The following is an 18204-nucleotide window of genomic DNA, read 5'->3' as shown; positions in this document are numbered from 1 at the left end:
AATAAGTTGCTCCTTTTTCATATATAGATTATTTTTCTGTTTCTTTAATTTTAGTTTGTACTTCGCCAGTTTTAATTTTATTACTTTCTGAGAAGCGTAATAAATCGCCTTCAATAATTTTGTCAGACATTCGTAATTCATTTTGTGCACGTTTAATGAGGGCTTGAGCTTCTTTTTTTGGTAAATCTACAATTTCCCCTGTTATACGGTCGTAGAAAGTGTTGTTTTTGTATGCATACTTATCTGTAACGAAGCTACCATCGCGTAAAACAACAAAGCCAGTATATTCATCTGAAAACATATCATGGCCAAAACGGATATCATTCGTAGAACCAACACCTAATAAATTTAGAATAGTAGGTTTCATATCGATTTGTCCCGTAGGCTTTGAAATAGTTTGACCTTCTGTTTGTCCAGGAATATGAATATATAAAGGTGTACGTTGTAAATTTAAAGTATCAAATTCTGTTATTTGATCTTTGTCTAAAAACTGTGCCATTGCACGATTATGTTTTTCGGAAATGCCATAATGATCACCGTATAACACAATAATAGAATCATCATACATTCCCTCGGCCTTTAAACGCTCAATAAATTTTTTAATTGATTCGTCTAAGTAACGTGCAGTTACGATGTAACGATCGAATACGCCATTACCAGAGTTGTATGGTTCAATGAATTTTGTATCTTCATCATACGTGAATGGATAATGGTTTGTTAAAGTAAGGAAACGAGCATAGAATGGTTGATCAACAGTTTTTAATATATCTACTGATTGATCAAAGTATTCGATATCTTTTAATCCCCAATTTAAATTTGTTTCTGGCGTAATTTTGTAATCAAGCTCATTATAGTAACGATCATAACCAAGAGCGGAGTACATAATATTACGATTCCAAAATGTTGCGTTATTCGCATGGAATACAGAAGTGAAATAACCTTGCTGACGTAAAATTTCTGGAGTCGCAGTATAATCATTGTTACCGTGTGTGAAGAATACAGCCCCTCGATTTAATGGATACAACGACGTATCGATTAGAAATTCAGAATCGGATGTTTTCCCTTGACCAGTTTGATGGAAAAAGTTATCAAAGTAATAACTTTCATTTATGAATTCATTTAGGAATGGTGTAACTTCTTGCCCATTGACTGATGCGCCTATTAAGAAGGTCTGCAAGGATTCAAGAGTGACGACAATTACGTTTTTTCCTTTCGCTGCACCAAACATATTAGGGTTTGGCTCGCTTTGGTTTGCTTTTACGTAGTTTTCAGTTTCTTGTAATTTACTACTATCAGCAAGTGCTTTTTGTGACCCAGCTTTTACTTGCAGTGTTAAGTCATATACTTGGTGAGTATATAAGCCTAAATTTTTGACAAGCATTACCCGGTCGAATGATCTCGTTAATAATTCAGGGCGCTCTTTTTCTGCAAGCTGTAGATTCGCAAAGAATACACCAATCGTTAAAAGAAAGTATAACAAGCGTGTAGAATGAGTTACACGTTCTGTTTTAAAGACCAATGATTTCTTTTTTAATAAAATAAAGAAGAAAACAATGTCTACGAATGCGAGTATAATTTTGTAGTTTAATATCTCTATAATACTGCCGCCTAATTGGCCAAAGTTTGAGGTTTGTCCAAGTACTGGTAATGTAACGAAATCACTATAAAAATCATAGAACATTACATTTCCAACAAGCACGATCGTTAATAAGAAATTAATACATAGCGCTATATAATTTCGCTTTTCACCAGTTGCAAATAATGCTAATCCAACAAATGCTAATGATGCGGCTAGAGGGCTAATAAACAAAATAAGCTCTTGCGTTGAAGACTCAATTTTTAAATCAAAACTGAATCGCGTAATAAGATATGTTTTTAACCATACTGCTAAAGCCATTATTATAACAAAACTTATATTTTGCATTTGTAAATTTATTTTATTCTTCATTTTTACACCTTCTTTATACAATTTATTTAATTGAAGTTATATATTATGTTTTTATAACTATTAGAGTTTAATGAACCATTTAGATTATGTTTTCTAAAGGGAATAATTTGAAGTATTCATATACATACAATGGGGATTTTTAAAGCGTAGTAGCATAAATATAACTCTTTTTGAGAAACGGGCAGAACAAGTCATAGTTGTAGTGAAATTGACTTATAGACATCCTACCATATTAAACACTATGATGATGTTACAAAATATCGAACAAATGAAAGTGAAAATGGATAGAGACTTTTAAAACTGTTGACATTCAATTTATTAGAATTGAATGTCAATCGTTTTAAATATACAGTTATGTTACATATGTATTTTGTAAAATTCCGTTTCTTTGCCAGTTAATCATTAGCCGGGAAGGATAGGAGGGATTATTAAAACACTTTTACTATATATAAGTAAAAGTGTTTTGGAATTGAAAATATTTGACTGACATCTTAATGATAGAAATTAAATGTCAGATAAGTACTTTCCAACATACAGACCACTTGCAGCAGCTTGAGATAAGGAATGAGTGACGCCGGAACAATCTCCAACTAAAAATAGTCCATGCACACTTGTTTCAAAAGAGTTATTGATTTTTATCGTAGGAGCATAGAACTTTCCGTCAATTCCATATAGTAAAGTATGTTGATCAATAGGCTCTTGTATAAATTGTTCTAAACGTAATAAAAATTCTTTCAGCCCTTCAATATATAATTGAGGAACTTCTTGATTCAAATCTCCATAATCCCCCTGTAGTGTAGGTTGTATACGATTATGTTCCATGCTGTTTTTCGCCGTAGGTTGTTTCTTTAATAAGTCCTCTAAGCGCTGTATAACAATCCGATCTCGTCCTTGGTTAATGCCTTTAATAATTGAACTTGCGTATACATTTGCTTCTTTGAGAGTTGGAAAATAGCGAGGAATAAATAAAGTGAAGTTTAAATTAGAAGTGCCAGTTCCTTGCTCTCGAAAATTTTGACCGTCAGGCATAACTAAACCTTCTTCGTACTTTCGAATGATGCGTCCTTTTGGATTCATACAGTAAGTAGTTGCTGTGAAATGCTCACCTTGATAAGAAAGTTTTGTTTCAAAAGTATCTTTTAATATAGAACGTAATTGATGTTCTTTCATTTCTACTCTAATTCCTAAATCTACACGTGTTTGCTCCTGAGAAATACTTAGAGAACTGCATATTTCTTTTAACCAATCGGCCCCTGAACGCCCAGTTGCAAATACTAGTTGCTTAGTTTGAACTGTTCCTTGATTTGTCTCTATTGTAAAATAATCTTCCTGTTTCAGAATATGTTGTACATCTATTTGAAATTTGATCTTTATTTTCGTCAGTAAAAATTCATAGAGCTGCTGAAAAATGTTATTGGAAAGGGGAGTACCAAGATGTCTTACTTCTGTTGTTAGCATTTGTAAACCACACGCTTCAGCTCTTTTAGTGAGACTTGAATTTTCAGTACAATATTTTGAGACAGAACTTCCACCAAACTGACATAGAATTTCATCTACTTCAGCCATGAGCTGTATAAAGCCCTCTTTACCGACTTTTTGCTCAAGTTCTCCGCCAAATCCGTTTGTATAATTAAATTTCCCTTCAGATCTTCCTAAACCACCAAACCCGAAATATTTATCACATGTAGTACAATTACACACTTTTCCTTCGTCTAAAGGACAATGGCGATCTTCTAGCGCTTTACCTTTATCAAGAATTAAAACTTTTTTGTTACTTTTAGCTAGTGAATAAGCCATAAAAATGCTACTTACTCCAGCGCCGATAATTGTAACATCATACATATTCTTTCACCTGCTAACGAATAGTTTGTTTTTTATTTTTCTAGTGTATAACAATTTTATGAAGTTAAGAAATAGCTTTTATTAATAAAGTGGGAGTTTTTGAACTTGATGCTGTATTAACTTCTCCGAGTGGTGGAGTAAATACAAAAATTTTTATTTGAAAGAAGAAATAGTTTGAAAAATCACTATGTCATATGATTAATAACATCTTACATAGAAAAAAACAGACCTTTTAAGTGAAGAGGTCTGTTAATGATTTTAAATCTTATTTAGCAAACACATGGTTACCAATTACTGCTACTGTTTGACGTGTCGTAATCCACTTGTCTGTTGATGTTTTTGGATTGTAGAAATAAATCCAGTCAGAATGTACTCCATTTGTGGAGATAGCCTCTTCTACAGCCATTTTTGCTTCTGCACTTGCAGGCTGATTAATTCTGCCATCTGTAACAGGAGTAAATGCATATCCGTATTTAATAGGTTCATAAATAACACCTGTTATTGTATTTGGAAAACCTTTTGCATTTACACGATTTAGTATAACTTTTGCTACTGCTACTTTTCCTTTATAGGATTCGCCACCTGCTTCAGCAGTAACTAAGCGTGCCATTAAGTCTTTTTCTTTTTGTGAAATGCTTGAGTTAATTTTTAAATGTTGTCCTGTATAAAGCTTGTTTCCGACTGTATTGTTAATTTGTTTTATAGATTGGACGGTGACATTGTAACGCTTTGCTATCGTTTCTAATGAATCCCCCGGTTGTACTTGATAAATAATTTGTCCAGAAATGCTCGCAGGCTTGGCGTTTTGAGGAACAGTGATTTCATTTGATTTCACGGACCCTGGAATATGTAACTGTTCGCCAATAAAGGTTTTATCGTTTCCTTTATTATTAGCCTGTTTAATGGATTGTATTGAAACTCCGTATTGTTTACTAATGCCCCAAAGTGTATCGTTCTTTTTTACTGTATGAATGGTAGAAGCTTCAGCTGTACTTTGACTACATACGAATGTAATTGCAGCCGCGGATAAAGGGATTATATGTTTTATTTTTAGTAATTTCATTGTAAATCCTCCTAAGAAAAAATTAAGGTGAAACTATTAAGTAATGTAGTTCAGAATGTGTATATGCGTAATATATTGATGTAAGTATATTAGCACATATAAAATAAATAATCACTATAAGTTTCATATTCGTGTAGTGTAGAGTCAGAATATGAAATATTGCATATGAAAATACATTGAAGTTCATATTTCTGATTACTATAATCTATTTAGTAGAAAGGGAATACGTTATAGAAATAAAATCATTATAGATTAATATAATGATTAATAATTATTAATAGGAGGATTGATGTAATGAAAATATTTCAAAAAATGTATGCGTCAACTGTAATCATTACAACACTTTTAGGAACAGGAGGTACTATCAATAGTGTACATGCTGATTCTATAGAACAGCAGAGTAAATTAGGGATAGAACAAGAAACAGATAAGCAAATCATTGTAAAATTTAAAGCAGATTTGGATTTTCCATATGAAGATGGTATTGAAAAACAAATACAATCTCAAACGAATGATAAAGTAATAAAAGATCTTTTGACAGAATATCCAGATGTAACATTTACTCGTTTATTCACATCTGTAAGCCCGGAACAAATACAAAACCTTGAAGTGAAAGCACCTAATCATGTATCTACAAGTTTATTAAACTACTATATTCTTCAAAATCAAAATAGTGGGTATGAAGAAGAAATAGTAGATAAGTTAAAGGCATCTTCTTTAATAGAAGATGCGTATATGAAGAAACAAGAGAAAATAATGCCACCTGAAGTGCAATCATCAAGTGTAGCTCTTAATCCTAATAAAAATCCTAGATTTAAAAAACAAGGTTATCTTGAAGCAGCCCCATACGGTATTAATGCGCCTTTCGCCTGGGGAGTTCAAGGCGGTAATGGAAATGGTATCACTTTTGTTGATATGGAATACGGATGGCTATTAAATCATGAGGATTTATTACATCAAAATATTGAATTAATGTCTGGAAGAAATATAAATCAGCATGTCGGTCATGGGACGTCTGTACTAGGAATTGTATCCTCTGAGGACAATGAAGTCGGGAATATTGGGATTGCGCCAAAAGCGAAAGCAAAGGTTATCTCTCAAATAAGAGATAACGGACAGTATAATACGGCTGATGCAATATTAAGCGCTGTAAATCAGTTAGAAGCTGGGGATGTTTTATTGTTAGAGGCGCAAGCATCCTTTGATGGATATGGTGATAAATATTTACCTGTTGAAGTACAACCAGATATTTTTGATGCAATTCGTGCTGGTACAGATAAGGGAATTGTAATTATAGAGGCTGGAGCAAATGGGTGGAATGATTTAGATCAGTTCAAAGATAGAAAGGGTAAGCAAGTCTTAAATCGTAATAGTAAAGATTTTAAAGATTCGGGTGCAATTATGGTAGGAGCTGGCTCTTCATCTTTCCCTCATGAACGTATGTGGTTTTCGAATTATGGAAGCCGTATTGATGTGTACGGATGGGGAGAAAATGTAGATACAACTACAGCCGAGCAAAGTAGAAGTGCTGTAAATCTTTATACTTCAAGCTTTAGCGGAACATCTAGTGCTTCGCCAATTATTGCTGGGACAGCGACTTTAGTACAAAGCATTGCTAAAGAAAATTTAGGACAACCATATAGACCTAGTGAACTAAGAGCAATATTAAGCAACCAGAGCACAGGAACAAAATCTAAAGATCCATATGCAGATAAAATTGGTGTTTTACCAGATTTGAAGTCTATACTAGTAAACTTAGGCTATGAACAAAGAAAACCAAACGGTGGGAATGAATTACAAGTAACAGAAAATGAACCAAATAATGAGCCTAGACAGGCAAATAAAGTTAACTTTCATACACCGGTGAAAGGAACGCTACATAATAGTGATAGAGTAGATGTATTTACTTTCCAAATTGACTCGCCGGAAAATATTAATATTTCTCTACTAAATGAACAAAATATCGGAATGACATGGGTACTTCATCATGAATCAGATTTAAATAACTATGTAGCATATGGTGAAAATGAAGGAAATGTAGTTAAAGGAACTTATAATGCAAAGCCAGGAAAATATTATTTATACGTCTATAAATATGAGAATAAAGATGGTTCATATGTATTGAACATAAAATAAGCAAAGGGAACTTCAGATGAAGTTCCTTTAAATTTTTCTAATTTAGTATATGTGAATGATTTTTTAACTTTACTTCTATGCAATATTTCATATTGATGAAATGTTATTTATTTTTTATGAACTAGCTTATATTATATTCAATAAGTTTGATATAAAAACAGAAAAAGAGAGTGATAATAATGAGAAATAAGAAGTTAATTTTGAAATTATTCATATGTAGTACAATATTTATCACATTTGTATTTGCTTTACATGATAAGAGAGTAGTTGCAGCTAGCTCTGTTAATGAGCTTGAAAATTGGTCGAAATGGATGCAACCTATACCTGATAATATTCCGTTAGCACGAATTTCAATTCCAGGAACACACGATAGTGGGACGTTCAAGTTGCAAAATCCGATTAAGCAAGTGTGGGGAATGACGCAAGAATATGATTTTCGCTATCAAATGGACCATGGAGCTCGCATTTTTGATATAAGAGGACGTTTAACAGATGATAATACGATAGTTCTTCATCATGGGCCATTATATCTTTACGTAACACTGCATGAATTCATAAATGAAGCGAAACAATTTTTAAAAGATAACCCGAGTGAAACAATTATTATGTCTTTAAAAAAAGAGTATGAGGATATGAAAGGGGCAGAAGATTCATTTAGTAGTACGTTTGAAAAAAATTATTTTGTTGATCCTATCTTTTTAAAAACAGAAGGAAATATAAAACTTGGAGATGCTCGTGGGAAAATTGTACTACTAAAAAGATATAGTGGCAGTAATGAATCTGGAGGATATAATAATTTTTATTGGCCAGATAATGAGACGTTTACCACAACTGTAAACAAAAATGTAAATGTAACAGTACAAGATAAATATAAAGTGAGTTATGATGAGAAAGTAAAATCTATTAAAGATACAATCAATGAAACGATGAACAATAGCGAGGATTTAAATCATCTATATATTAATTTTACAAGCTTGTCTTCGGGTGGTACAGCATGGAATAGTCCATATTATTATGCGTCTTATATAAATCCCGAGATCGCGGCATATATTAAACAAGAGAATCCAAAAAGAGTTGGTTGGGTTATCCAAGATTATATTAGTGATAAGTGGTCACCGATTCTCTATCAAGAAGTTATAAGAACTAATAAGTCGCTTTAATTTTTATCATAATTTCATAGAAACAATATAACTCTATTAAAAGTCTTGTGGAATTCCCATAAGACTTTTTAGTATTTGATAGTATAAGAATCAAGTTCTTCGAATATAATTATAAGATTAATAAAAAAATGTCGATAAATGTCGATTGTTGTTGTAATATAAAACAAGTAAAATATAATATATAGATGGAGTGATTTTGTTGTCTTTTATTAAAAATAGTAAAATTGGAACGAAATTAAATGTGTTAGTCATTATATCGAGTTTGGCTTGTATCATGTTATCTTCACTCGGGTTTTTAGGGCTTCAAAAAGGTGAAAATGCATCTTCTAGTATGTATGAAGAAAGACTATTACCAATTGAATGGATAGGAATTGTAGAATCAAATTTTTACCATGTTAATATGAATTTTATGGAGATTATGATATCGAAAGATGAAAAAAGAATGAAAGAACTCATAATAGAAATGGATAAGACTAGAAAAGAAAATGATGAGCTGTTAAAACAATTTGAAACTAGAATTAGTTCTCATAAAGAAAAAGATTTGTATAATGCGTTTCAAAGTCAATTTAAAGATTTAAGAGTACAAATGAAAAAAGCACAAGATTTGGGACTGACTAATAATGAAGAAGCCTATAGCTATTATTTAAAAGAAATTGACCCTAATATGGAAAAAACAATTCAGTCTATTCGTGAACTTATTTTATATAATAATAATGCTGCTGAACAGCTACAAAAAGAGAATGTTAATAGTGTGAAAAATACAATCATAACATTTGTAATTATTTCATTTGTTGGAATCATAATAATCATTTTTATTGGTTTTATAACAAAAAATGCTATAAAAAAACCAATTGTATTATTACAAAAAGATATGGAACGAGTATCTGCTGGAGATTTAACAATTCGAACTTCTTATAAATCCGAGAACGAATTAGGCCATATTGTACAGTCCTTTAATAGTATGTTAGATAACTTGCAACAATTAGTCGGTCAGGTGAAGGTTACGGCGAAAGAAGTGATTGTTTCAACTGAAAATATGCTACAAGAGACGAAAACGGCAGCACATATATCAAACGAGGTTGTTCGAACTACTTCTGAAATAAATAAAGAAATAGAGGGACAAGTGACTAGTATTCAAGAAAGTTCAACTTCAATGGAAGAAATTGCAACTGGTGTTCAAACAGTAGCTGAATCTTCAGCGATGGTTGCTGAAGTTGCTGTTGCAACAATAGACCAAGCAAACTCTGGTAGTGAAGTTATAAAACAATCTATTCATCAAATGAATAGCGTGAATGAAGTTGTCGAAGAAACTTCTAAGGTCATTGATAGACTTGTTACGCGTACACAACAAATTGAAGAAGCGTTAGATGTTATTACTAATATTGCGGAACAAACGAATTTACTTGCTTTAAATGCTGCAATTGAGGCAGCACGTGCTGGAGAAAATGGAAAAGGATTTGCAGTAGTTGCAGCTGAAGTAAGAGGTCTAGCTGAGAAATCTAAAACATCTGTAAATGATATAAATAATTTAATACGTTTTATACATCAAGATACAGAGGATACAGTTCATGTAATGAAAAAAGGTCAACAACAGGCTAGTGGTGGTAAAGAAGCAGCGCATAAGGCAGAACTCGCATTTTCATCTATTATGCAAGATATTAATAGAATAACGACCCAAATTCAAGAAGTGTCTGCTGCCACAGAAGAAATGTCTGCTGGGACAGAAGAAGTAAATGCCTCTTTGTCAATAGTTTCTGAAACTGCAACACAAGTCGCACAAGAAACGAATCGAACGGTACAATCAATTCAAGCACAAGCCACATTGATTCAAGAAATAACGACGAAATCTAATGAAATGAAAAAGAAAGTCGAAAATTTAGAAATGCTAATTTCACAATTCATTATTGAAGAATAAGTCTATTAACATTTATCCCGCTATTTGCCGGGCAGTAAGACCCCTACCTCAAAATTCAGCGGAAGCAAAGAAGTTAGGTAGGGGCCTGCTGCCCGTAAAAGCCCGATTGGTGAAGACTGATTAAAGTTTCACTTTATCATTAGTATAAACTTTAAGATACTCAACATAGTGCTGTGTTGTATAATTTGAAAAAGGACCTTCATAGGTTCTTTTTTTGTAAATGGTGTGAACGATACTTTTCATTATGAAAAAATCAAACTTTTAAATCGGGTTAATTTCAAGTGGAAAATGGATATAATTAACCTTGCGAAAAAGCAACTGGTCCTAAGTGATCAGTTGCTTTTTATTTTTAAAGTGGATGAGCAAAAAAACGCGAAAGTGGTTGGTCCGCTTTTTACAAACATCTATTATGATAAGAGAAGAAAGGTAGTATGTTATCAGCGTTTTAAAGAGGAAGGTTTTTATGTAAGTTCTTTAATTAAAATAGATGGGTCTTAGAGAGGTGAAAAGACAATGAGTTTTGCAATTTCACTAGTCGTTATTATTGTAATTGTATCGCTATTTGGGACTGTACTAGTTGCAAGAAACGTGGAGGAGAATTACGGCAAGTCTACAAAAAGAAATGTGAAAAACTTATCTGCAATCTATATTCTTCTTCTTTTTGTTCTACTGGTTGGGGTAACATGGTATGTGGTAATGATTTGATAGTTTGTGAAAGAACTGAAATGAGAGTATGAAGTTGGAATTTCAGAAGCTATCGAGTAATCAGAAAGAGAACTATTTTGGATATATCCATTTACGGATAAGAAAATGTGACTAATTAATACTATTTTTACGGTGAATACTGTTAGTAAAAAATGAGGATAGTTCGTTTTGAAAGGAGGGAACTAGATGGAATGGAAACCAAATCGTGCAGATAAGACACCTGTATATAAACAAATTGCTGATTATATTGAAAGAGGCATTTCTTCAGGTGAATTTCCTTCTGATAGTAAGTTACCTTCTGAGCGTATATTGGCAAAGGGATTACAGGTGAACCGGAGTACAATAGTAGCTGCGTATGAAGAATTAAAATCACTTGGAGTAGTAGAACGGCAAAAGGGAAGCGGAACACGGGTCAATACAGACATATGGGGTGTCTCACATAAACGAATACCGAACTGGGGTAGGTACGTGGAGGACGGATCATTCTTACCTAACGTACCACTCGTTCAACAAATTCGAACGGAAACACAAAAAGATGATTTAATTAATTTAGCAAGTGGTGAACTGTCACCAGAATTAATTCCAAGTGATAGATTTCGAACAATTTTGTCGGAGAAAACATTTATGGAAAACCTCGGTTATGACCATCCACTTGGAAATGAGATGTTGAGAAAAACAATTTCAGCACATGTTCAGCAATATAAACAAATTGAAGCAGATTCAAGCTCTATTCTTATTACGTCTGGAGCACAACAGGCGCTTAATCTTATCGTTCAATGTTTATTAAAACCTGGCGATGCGATCGCGATTGAAGATCCTTCGTATTGTTTTTCGCTTCCAATGTTTAAATCGGCCGGTTTAAACATATTTCATTTACCTGTTGATGAGCATGGAATGAATCCAGATGACTTAATCGATTTGCACAAAAAGCATCGCATTCGGATGGTATTTTTGAATCCAGATTATCAGAATCCAACGGGTACTGTACTTTCATTAGCGAGACGTAAAAAGGTTTTAGAACTGTCTTCTGAGTTCGGTATACCAATTGTAGAAGATGATCCGTATAGTTTAATTTCTTTTAATGGAGAAGTGAATCCGACATTAAAATCAATGGATCAAAATGGAAATGTTCTTTATATAAGTTCATTATCAAAAATTGTTGCATCAGGATTACGTATTGGATGGATAATTGGTCCTATACGAGTAATTGAGCGTTTAGCAGATGCAAAGCAACAAGTTGATTTTGGCCATAGTGTATTTACGCAGTGGGTAGCAAATCAATTTTTAGAATCAAAGGATTTTCATACACATATTACGATACTTCGTGGACAATTAAAGCAAAGAAGAGATGAATTAATTACAGAGCTTGAAGGAACATTGGGAGACCGAGTTGAATGTTTCGTGCCAGAGGGTGGAATACATGTATGGTGTAAAGTGAAAGGAAAGTTTGATGAATATCACTTATTAGGTGAATCTATACGGAATGGTGTCGCATTTGTTCCGGGCAGTGTTTTAGGTTCGAAAAATGAATATATACGATTTACGTTTGGTAGAGCGAATATAGAACAAATTCAACTTGGAATTAAACGGTTTGCTTACACGCTAAATGAGATTTCATAATATGGATGTGTGATAGTGAAATGAGGGAAATAAATGAAGTACGTGACGCTTTTACTTCAAGTAGGCGTGCTATATGTATTTAGCTTAGTGGGTATGTGGATTCAGGAAATATTCCATCTATCAATACCGGGAAGTTTAATAGGGATGTTAATACTGTTCCTGTTTCTTTTCACTCGCGTTCTACCGTTAAAGTGGTTTGAGTTAGGTGCGGAAAAGTTAATCGTATTTTTACCGTTATTTTTAATCCCTTCGACAACAGGGCTCATGGAATACGGATCTTTTCTTTTAAGTAAGGGGAGTATTATATTCCTTTTAGTAGTTGCAAGTACTATAGTAACTTTAATTGTTTCAGGTTATATAAGTCAATTATTAGTAACATCAAAAAAATAAAATCGACAAGGTGCACGATTCAAATGGTCTTAATTATTATTACTGTAGCAATTTATTTCTTGGCGACAAATCTATATAAAAAATTTACGTTTGCATTTATGTTACCGGTGTTAACAGTTACGGCAATTATGATTTGTTTATTTTTGATTTTTGGTATTTCTCATCATGAGTATAGGGAAAATGGTGGAGACATTCTTTCAAGCTTATTGAGCCCTGCAATTGTAGCATTAGCCATACCTCTATTTAAAGAGCGAAAGATACTGATGAAAAATTTTTTATCGATACTTATCGGAGTAGTGATAGGTATAGTGGCTGTAACGAGCATGAATGTAGTGATTGGCGGAATTTTAAATATAGATAAGGAACTTATATTAACTACTTTACCACAGTTAGCAACGATGCCTATTGCCCTTTCATTAGCGGATCAAATTGGTGGTATTCCATCTATGACTTCTAGTTTTGTAGTTGTTGCAGGGATAACAGGTGCTATTGTCGGACCGACAGTACTTAAGTTTTTCAGTATAACAAGTACGATTGGAAAAGGAGTTGGAATGGGCTGTGCATCACATATTATCGGTGTGAGTCGTTTAGTGAAGGAAGGCGAGAAAGAAGCGACTATCGGTTCGGTAACGATGATTGTAACTGGAATACTCATTAGTATACTAATACCGTATGGAACGAAATTTATTTTTTAAATGTAATGGAGATGATAACAATGACAACATGGTTTATAGTTACATTATTTGTTTTTGGAGCTATTAAAGTATTAGTTTCTAGTATGCCCACTTCTGTTGTAGAATCAATTATTAGTAAATTTGAGTTGCATCAAAAACTTGAGGCGGAAAATACTTCTATATCAATAGATGGAAAAAATATAGAGGGAGAAATGAAACTACAAGTTATTCATGAATTTAATGAAGCTTTGTTTTTAGATAAACATTATTTCCCGCCGCACGGAGAAGGGACACCAATAGTCATTGATACGAAGAAAGGGAATAAAGAGATTAGGTTTTCTCTATATAGCTATGAGGAACATATTGATGTCATTAAGCAATATAAGAAGAAAGTCGTTGCCTATCGTTTACGCTCTAAAAGCCTACAAACACTGGCACCATTAGCAATAATGGAAGAGTATGCTTAAGAAGGGACCTATAATGGTCTCTTTATTTTTTTATCCAATTATATATGTTCCAAATAAAAGAATGGAAAATCATATAACCAAATAAAGAATATGTATGGTTCCAATTCGTACTGTGTATAAATAAACCTAAACTTTCAGCAATCTGTTCAAAAAGGCTAGCACAAATACCAATTGAAATAATAAATAGAATTCTAGAAACTTTAGATAATTTTTTTGAAATGTGTATAAAGATAACTGTTAAAATCGGCAGTACGAATAATGTAAAAGCTATATTAACCGAAAATGTGGATGAGAAGGGTCTAGCTGGAAAGGAATATATTTGTTTATGAACAAAAAAAGCATCTAAACAAGTTCCAATAATAGCAGAGAGAAAGATTGTAACTACTAATGCTAGAAACTCATTCTTCTTCTCGGAGGAGGACATTTTTCTTTGCGAGAATTGCGAGTTCAATTTTTTCGAGTGTTTTGCAGTAGTCTTCTGTAATTTGTCCATTTATATTTTCCTCCTTATCAACTAAATAATGTACAACTTGCCAATCGGTAAACCAATCTTCACTGTCAACTTCCTCATGCTTCATATCTCGCCATGCATAGATGAGTGCAGGGCTGTATATGCGATAAGCGTCATTTCGTAACTGGCATTTTTTTATTCGGCGCTTATAAAACTCACGGGAAAAAGATTCATTTACACTTGAAAATAAATGGGGCCAGTAATCTTTCCTTGATCCCGTATGCGGATGGTGTTGGGCCCAGCTTATTATTTGAGATAAAACATGTGTATCTCGAAATAATAATGAATATAATCTTTTTCCAATTAATATTCGTTCATGTAAGGAAGTGAAATGTTTCATTGTATCACCAAATAGTAACACTTTTTGTTTCTTATCATTTTCGTAGAATGGGAAAAGGATATGATTAAACTGAAAGAAATCAAAGAGTTTAAATCCAATACTATTTAGTACAGTCTTTTTAAATTGTACATTTTGAATCACTCTTTTTTCTAAGTAGTTTTGTTCATTAATAATAGTTGCAATGGCTAATGTTTTTTTGTTGCCTGTTTTCCAAAAATCGTTCCACATCGTTTCCATAAATGTAGAAACATTTAGGTGAGGGAGAAGGTGAAATAATTTTTGTGATTTCTTTACACTTTGTTCGTAAAGTAAAAATTGAGGGTATACATCTTGGAAAATAAGCCAATTCCCTCTTTCTAAAAAAGAAAAAAATATGAATTGATCTTTCTCTGATAAGATTCTCGTATATAAATCGCCCTTTAAATCAGTCATATTCCAACCGCCGTTACGTGATACCATATGTCCAAGCAGTGCCCAATGTATTTCTGGATATTGAATGTAAAATTGGTAGTATGCGCGTGTTCTTGTAACATTATTTTTATTTAGCTGTTCTGTTTGTATTTTTATTTTGTTGATGATGAGTTGCTCTTCTTTCGTTAATTTATACAAGGTATCAGAAGGAATAAGCTTGCTTTTTTGTTTCAATTCATTTTTTACATCGAATAGGGAGAGGGGCAGTGCTTTGGAAGGTCCGTTATATGTATGATTTGAATTGCTTTGGTCCATTCCGTTACCTCCCTTTTTCATAAATTTAAACATGATTATTGGCTATGAATCATTCTATTTATCCCGCTATTTGCCGGGTAGTAAGATCCCCACCTCAAAATTCAGCGGAAGCAAAGATGTTCGGTGGGGGATCAACTGCCCGTAAAAGCCCGATTGGTGAGGGCTGATAATTAGTGGGGGATGAACAATATCCCCACTGATTAAAGTTTCACTTTATTTTATTACGAGTATAAGAAATAAATGAGCGGTGTTTTTTTACAAGGAATTTATTTATCATGCAAACAGTATAAAAAATCTTACTGTTGTGAGGTGAAATGAAAAACAGAAACGTTGTTTAATAGTTTCTGTTTTTTTATTTTGTCAATTAAATGTAACAAACGACGATTATGATTTGAATCAATTGAAAATAATTCAATAAATACTATTTAAATTGAGATGTTTGGTAGGAGGAAAAGGAATGTTAAATAAAACAATTTTAATTACTGGTGGTACAGGTTCGTGGGGGCATGAACTTATAAAACAACTATTAGAAAAATCACCGAAAGAAATTAGAATTTTTTCAAGAAATGAAACGGTTCAGTTTGAAATGCAGCAACAGTTTATAAATGATGAAAGGTTAAAATTTATTATTGGAGATATTCGTGATAAAGATCAACTAGTCTATGCTTGCCAAGGTGTACATTATATATTTCATCTTGCAGCTTTAAAACACGTTCCAGTATGTGAGTATTATCCTTATGAAGCTATAAAAACCAACATACATGGTACGCAAAATGTAATTGAAGCCTCTATACAGATGCGAGTTGAAAAAGTTATATATGTTTCAACGGATAAAGCAGCTGATCCATCAAATACGTATGGGATGACAAAAGCAATTGGTGAAAAATTAATGGTTCATGCGAATATACAAACGAAGAAAACAAAATTCATTTGTGTTCGTGGTGGAAATGTTTTAGGGACGAGTGGAAGTGTAGTACCGCTTTTTAAACAACAAATTAAAAAATCTTCACAAGTAGGGATTACCGATGCGAATATGACTAGATTTTTCTTAACAGTTGAAGATGCTGTTGGATTGTTATTTAAAGCCGTATATCAAGGTAGAGGCGGGGAAATCTTTGTTATGAAAATGCCGGCATGTAAAATAACAGATTTAGCAGAAGTGTTAATTGAAGATTCGGAAAAAAGGAACGTTAAGGTAAAAGAGGTAGGGATAAGACCAGGTGAAAAATTAAGTGAAATGCTTTTATCTGAGGTAGAGAGTAAAACAAGTATAAGTTTTGATCAAAATTATTTTGTGGTACTACCGACCATTCCTATAGAAGGACTTCAAGAATATTATTCTAGCTATCCGCTAGTGGATGTGAAGAGTTTTAGTTCTCAACAAGACTTACTTGCAAAACATGAGGTGAAACAAATGCTATTAAAAGGAGGATTTTTGCGATGAAAAAAAATGCGAGCCTTTTAATAACTGGTGCAAATGGTTTTACAGGACGCCATGCTTGCCAATATTTTTTAGAGCAGGGCTTTCATGTAATTCCTATGTTTCAAAATCGTGCACATAGAGAAAAAATTAGAAATGGTATTACTTGTAATTTAACTAATAAGAGCGAAGTAATAAAGGTAATGAAACAAATAAAGCCAGACTACGTATTGCATTTAGCAGGAAGGAATTCGGTCATAGAATCTTGGACATCTGCTCTTGAATATATAGAGATTAACGTAATAGGAACGTTATATTTATTAGAAGCAATTAAGCAAGAAGCATCGCATTGTAGAACATTAGTTATAGGATCTGCTTTGCAAGCAGATAGTATGGACGAAATGAAAATTTCAAATCCATATAGTTTAAGTAAAACGATGCAAGTCATTATTGCAGAGGCTTGGGGAGAATTAATGGATTCAAATATTATCATTGCAAAGCCTTCAAATTTAATTGGTCCAGGGGTATCGAATGGCATTTGTTCGATTCTCGCAAAGAAAATGATAGATATAGAATCAGGTAGAAGTAAAGCTATTATTGAAGTAAACAGTTTGAAAGATAGTAGAGATTTTCTAGATGTACGTGATGCGGTTAAAGCGTATCATGTGTTATTACGAGATGGAATAAATGGAAAACAATATAACATCGGATCAGGAGTAAAACGATCTTTATTAGATGTACTAGAACAATATAAAGAATTAACACAGCTAAATTTTTTTATAGAGGAAACAGAGAAAAGTGGGAGCGACTCAAATGAGAGTTTAGTAATAGAGGAAATAAAAAGGTTAGGTTGGGTCCCAGAAATTGAATTTCATCAATCATTAAAAGATGTACTTGAGTATGCGAAGTGTAGTGACATCTGCATTCAATGAAAAACAAAAAAGGGTGTAAGAAATATATGAATGGTTATGAAGTAATAGATAATCAAAATACGCTATTTCTTTCAATTGTTGATACGCTGGACTGGAAAGATGAAGAAGCGCATGTATTGCGTCTTTATGAGGCAATACATAAATATCAAGCGTATGTAGAAGAAAAAAGGGTTAATCGAATAAAGTCAGCATTAGAGACCGAAACTAGGTATGTGATTCAAATCTTTGCTCAATATGAGTGTAGTGAGTATGGAAATGATTTTTATGAACTCATTAAAGATCTTTTACAAGATATAGAGGTGGAGTTAAAGATTTATATAAAAAATAATAAGCTTATTTACATTTAAAAGGTAAA

At 32.8% G+C, this 18204-nt stretch carries 16 protein-coding genes; 11 read left to right on the top strand and 5 right to left on the bottom strand.

Annotation, left to right across the window (positions count from 1 at the left end):
• Positions 1 to 28: 28 nt before the first annotated feature.
• From AC0ONG_RS17215 to AC0ONG_RS17205, 3 genes are all read right to left on the bottom strand, one after another.
• Positions 29 to 1948: an LTA synthase family protein gene (locus tag AC0ONG_RS17215; protein ID WP_000791036.1), complete on the bottom strand. Its 1920-nt coding sequence runs from the start codon at positions 1946 to 1948 to the stop codon at positions 29 to 31.
• A 504-nt stretch (positions 1949 to 2452) separates the two neighbouring features.
• A complete protein-coding gene (locus AC0ONG_RS17210) occupies positions 2453 to 3790 on the bottom strand; it encodes an NAD(P)/FAD-dependent oxidoreductase (protein WP_000272409.1) in 1338 nt (445 codons plus the stop codon).
• A 265-nt stretch (positions 3791 to 4055) separates the two neighbouring features.
• Positions 4056 to 4853 carry a cell wall hydrolase gene (locus AC0ONG_RS17205; RefSeq protein ID WP_000771008.1) on the bottom strand — a complete coding sequence of 266 codons (798 nt, stop codon included), beginning with the start codon at positions 4851 to 4853 and terminating at the stop codon, positions 4056 to 4058.
• A 294-nt stretch (positions 4854 to 5147) separates the two neighbouring features.
• On the opposite strand from AC0ONG_RS17205, the gene AC0ONG_RS17200 reads away from it, so the two are divergent.
• The 8 genes from AC0ONG_RS17200 (at position 5148) to AC0ONG_RS17165 (ending at position 13920) form a co-directional block, all read left to right on the top strand.
• Complete coding sequence (locus AC0ONG_RS17200; protein ID WP_136996397.1) at positions 5148 to 6989, top strand: S8 family peptidase; 1842 nt, start codon at positions 5148 to 5150, stop codon at positions 6987 to 6989.
• 179 nt (positions 6990 to 7168) lie between these two features.
• Positions 7169 to 8149 carry a phosphatidylinositol diacylglycerol-lyase gene (plcA, locus tag AC0ONG_RS17195; protein WP_001244684.1) on the top strand — a complete coding sequence of 327 codons (981 nt, stop codon included), beginning with the start codon at positions 7169 to 7171 and terminating at the stop codon, positions 8147 to 8149.
• Positions 8150 to 8348: 199 nt separating this feature from the next.
• Positions 8349 to 10064, top strand: coding sequence for a methyl-accepting chemotaxis protein (locus AC0ONG_RS17190; RefSeq protein ID WP_000008148.1), 1716 nt, complete (start codon positions 8349 to 8351; stop codon positions 10062 to 10064).
• 513 nt (positions 10065 to 10577) lie between these two features.
• Entirely contained in the window at positions 10578 to 10769 is a 192-nt protein-coding gene (locus tag AC0ONG_RS17185) for a hypothetical protein (RefSeq protein WP_000006462.1), read from the top strand.
• 186 nt (positions 10770 to 10955) lie between these two features.
• The gene (gene pdxR, locus AC0ONG_RS17180) at positions 10956 to 12389 is read left to right on the top strand and encodes a MocR-like pyridoxine biosynthesis transcription factor PdxR (RefSeq protein WP_000454960.1); all 1434 of its coding nucleotides are present in this window, start codon (positions 10956 to 10958) and stop codon (positions 12387 to 12389) included.
• 33 nt (positions 12390 to 12422) lie between these two features.
• On the top strand, positions 12423 to 12779 hold the full coding sequence (locus AC0ONG_RS17175; RefSeq protein WP_000878483.1) for a CidA/LrgA family holin-like protein: 357 nt from the start codon (positions 12423 to 12425) through the stop codon (positions 12777 to 12779).
• A 23-nt stretch (positions 12780 to 12802) separates the two neighbouring features.
• On the top strand, positions 12803 to 13474 hold the full coding sequence (locus AC0ONG_RS17170; protein WP_136996395.1) for an LrgB family protein: 672 nt from the start codon (positions 12803 to 12805) through the stop codon (positions 13472 to 13474).
• A gap of 20 nt (positions 13475 to 13494) precedes the next feature.
• Positions 13495 to 13920 carry a YfmQ family protein gene (locus tag AC0ONG_RS17165; protein ID WP_000214632.1) on the top strand — a complete coding sequence of 142 codons (426 nt, stop codon included), beginning with the start codon at positions 13495 to 13497 and terminating at the stop codon, positions 13918 to 13920.
• Positions 13921 to 13942: 22 nt separating this feature from the next.
• Here the strand turns inward: AC0ONG_RS17165 and AC0ONG_RS17160 are convergent, their stop codons facing one another.
• A complete protein-coding gene (locus AC0ONG_RS17160) occupies positions 13943 to 14344 on the bottom strand; it encodes a CBO0543 family protein (protein ID WP_042595508.1) in 402 nt (133 codons plus the stop codon).
• Positions 14319 to 15497 (bottom strand): DUF2515 domain-containing protein, encoded by a 1179-nt coding sequence (locus AC0ONG_RS17155; RefSeq protein WP_000372811.1) that lies wholly within the window; start codon positions 15495 to 15497, stop codon positions 14319 to 14321. Before AC0ONG_RS17155 ends, AC0ONG_RS17160 begins: the two co-directional genes overlap by 26 nt.
• Positions 15498 to 15954: 457 nt before the next feature.
• Between AC0ONG_RS17155 and AC0ONG_RS17150 the strand changes: the two genes are divergently transcribed.
• Genes AC0ONG_RS17150 through AC0ONG_RS17140 form a run of 3 tightly spaced genes read left to right on the top strand, consistent with a single transcriptional unit; the run spans position 15955 to position 18196 of the window.
• Complete coding sequence (locus tag AC0ONG_RS17150; protein ID WP_000932978.1) at positions 15955 to 16941, top strand: UDP-N-acetylglucosamine 4,6-dehydratase family protein; 987 nt, start codon at positions 15955 to 15957, stop codon at positions 16939 to 16941.
• Positions 16938 to 17849, top strand: coding sequence for an SDR family oxidoreductase (locus AC0ONG_RS17145; RefSeq protein ID WP_000739090.1), 912 nt, complete (start codon positions 16938 to 16940; stop codon positions 17847 to 17849). The genes AC0ONG_RS17150 and AC0ONG_RS17145 overlap by 4 nt, the downstream gene beginning before the upstream one ends.
• The gene (locus tag AC0ONG_RS17140) at positions 17846 to 18196 is read left to right on the top strand and encodes a DUF6572 domain-containing protein (RefSeq protein WP_136996393.1); all 351 of its coding nucleotides are present in this window, start codon (positions 17846 to 17848) and stop codon (positions 18194 to 18196) included. The genes AC0ONG_RS17145 and AC0ONG_RS17140 overlap by 4 nt, the downstream gene beginning before the upstream one ends.
• The last annotated feature ends 8 nt before the right edge of the window (positions 18197 to 18204 follow it).

The organism is Bacillus sp. TCT6, from assembly GCF_056033845.1.
The sequence above is the reverse complement of the archived record's forward strand: the minus strand, read 5'-3'. Positions and strand labels throughout refer to the sequence as shown.

Bases quoted from the DNA above. Each gene is read 5' to 3' on its own strand.
- AC0ONG_RS17150 (WP_000932978.1), top strand. From the start codon at position 15,955: ATGTTAAATAAAACAATTTTAATTACTGGTGGTACAGGTTCGTGGGGG.
- AC0ONG_RS17210 (WP_000272409.1), bottom strand. From the start codon at position 3,790: ATGTATGATGTTACAATTATCGGCGCTGGAGTAAGTAGCATTTTTATG.
- AC0ONG_RS17200 (WP_136996397.1), top strand. From the start codon at position 5,148: ATGAAAATATTTCAAAAAATGTATGCGTCAACTGTAATCATTACAACA.
- AC0ONG_RS17140 (WP_136996393.1), top strand. From the start codon at position 17,846: ATGAAAAACAAAAAAGGGTGTAAGAAATATATGAATGGTTATGAAGTA.
- AC0ONG_RS17205 (WP_000771008.1), bottom strand. From the start codon at position 4,853: ATGAAATTACTAAAAATAAAACATATAATCCCTTTATCCGCGGCTGCA.
- AC0ONG_RS17215 (WP_000791036.1), bottom strand. From the start codon at position 1,948: ATGAAGAATAAAATAAATTTACAAATGCAAAATATAAGTTTTGTTATA.
- AC0ONG_RS17175 (WP_000878483.1), top strand. From the start codon at position 12,423: ATGAAGTACGTGACGCTTTTACTTCAAGTAGGCGTGCTATATGTATTT.
- plcA (WP_001244684.1), top strand. From the start codon at position 7,169: ATGAGAAATAAGAAGTTAATTTTGAAATTATTCATATGTAGTACAATA.
- AC0ONG_RS17160 (WP_042595508.1), bottom strand. From the start codon at position 14,344: ATGTCCTCCTCCGAGAAGAAGAATGAGTTTCTAGCATTAGTAGTTACA.
- AC0ONG_RS17165 (WP_000214632.1), top strand. From the start codon at position 13,495: ATGACAACATGGTTTATAGTTACATTATTTGTTTTTGGAGCTATTAAA.
- AC0ONG_RS17185 (WP_000006462.1), top strand. From the start codon at position 10,578: ATGAGTTTTGCAATTTCACTAGTCGTTATTATTGTAATTGTATCGCTA.
- AC0ONG_RS17155 (WP_000372811.1), bottom strand. From the start codon at position 15,497: ATGGACCAAAGCAATTCAAATCATACATATAACGGACCTTCCAAAGCA.
- AC0ONG_RS17170 (WP_136996395.1), top strand. From the start codon at position 12,803: ATGGTCTTAATTATTATTACTGTAGCAATTTATTTCTTGGCGACAAAT.
- AC0ONG_RS17145 (WP_000739090.1), top strand. From the start codon at position 16,938: ATGAAAAAAAATGCGAGCCTTTTAATAACTGGTGCAAATGGTTTTACA.
- pdxR (WP_000454960.1), top strand. From the start codon at position 10,956: ATGGAATGGAAACCAAATCGTGCAGATAAGACACCTGTATATAAACAA.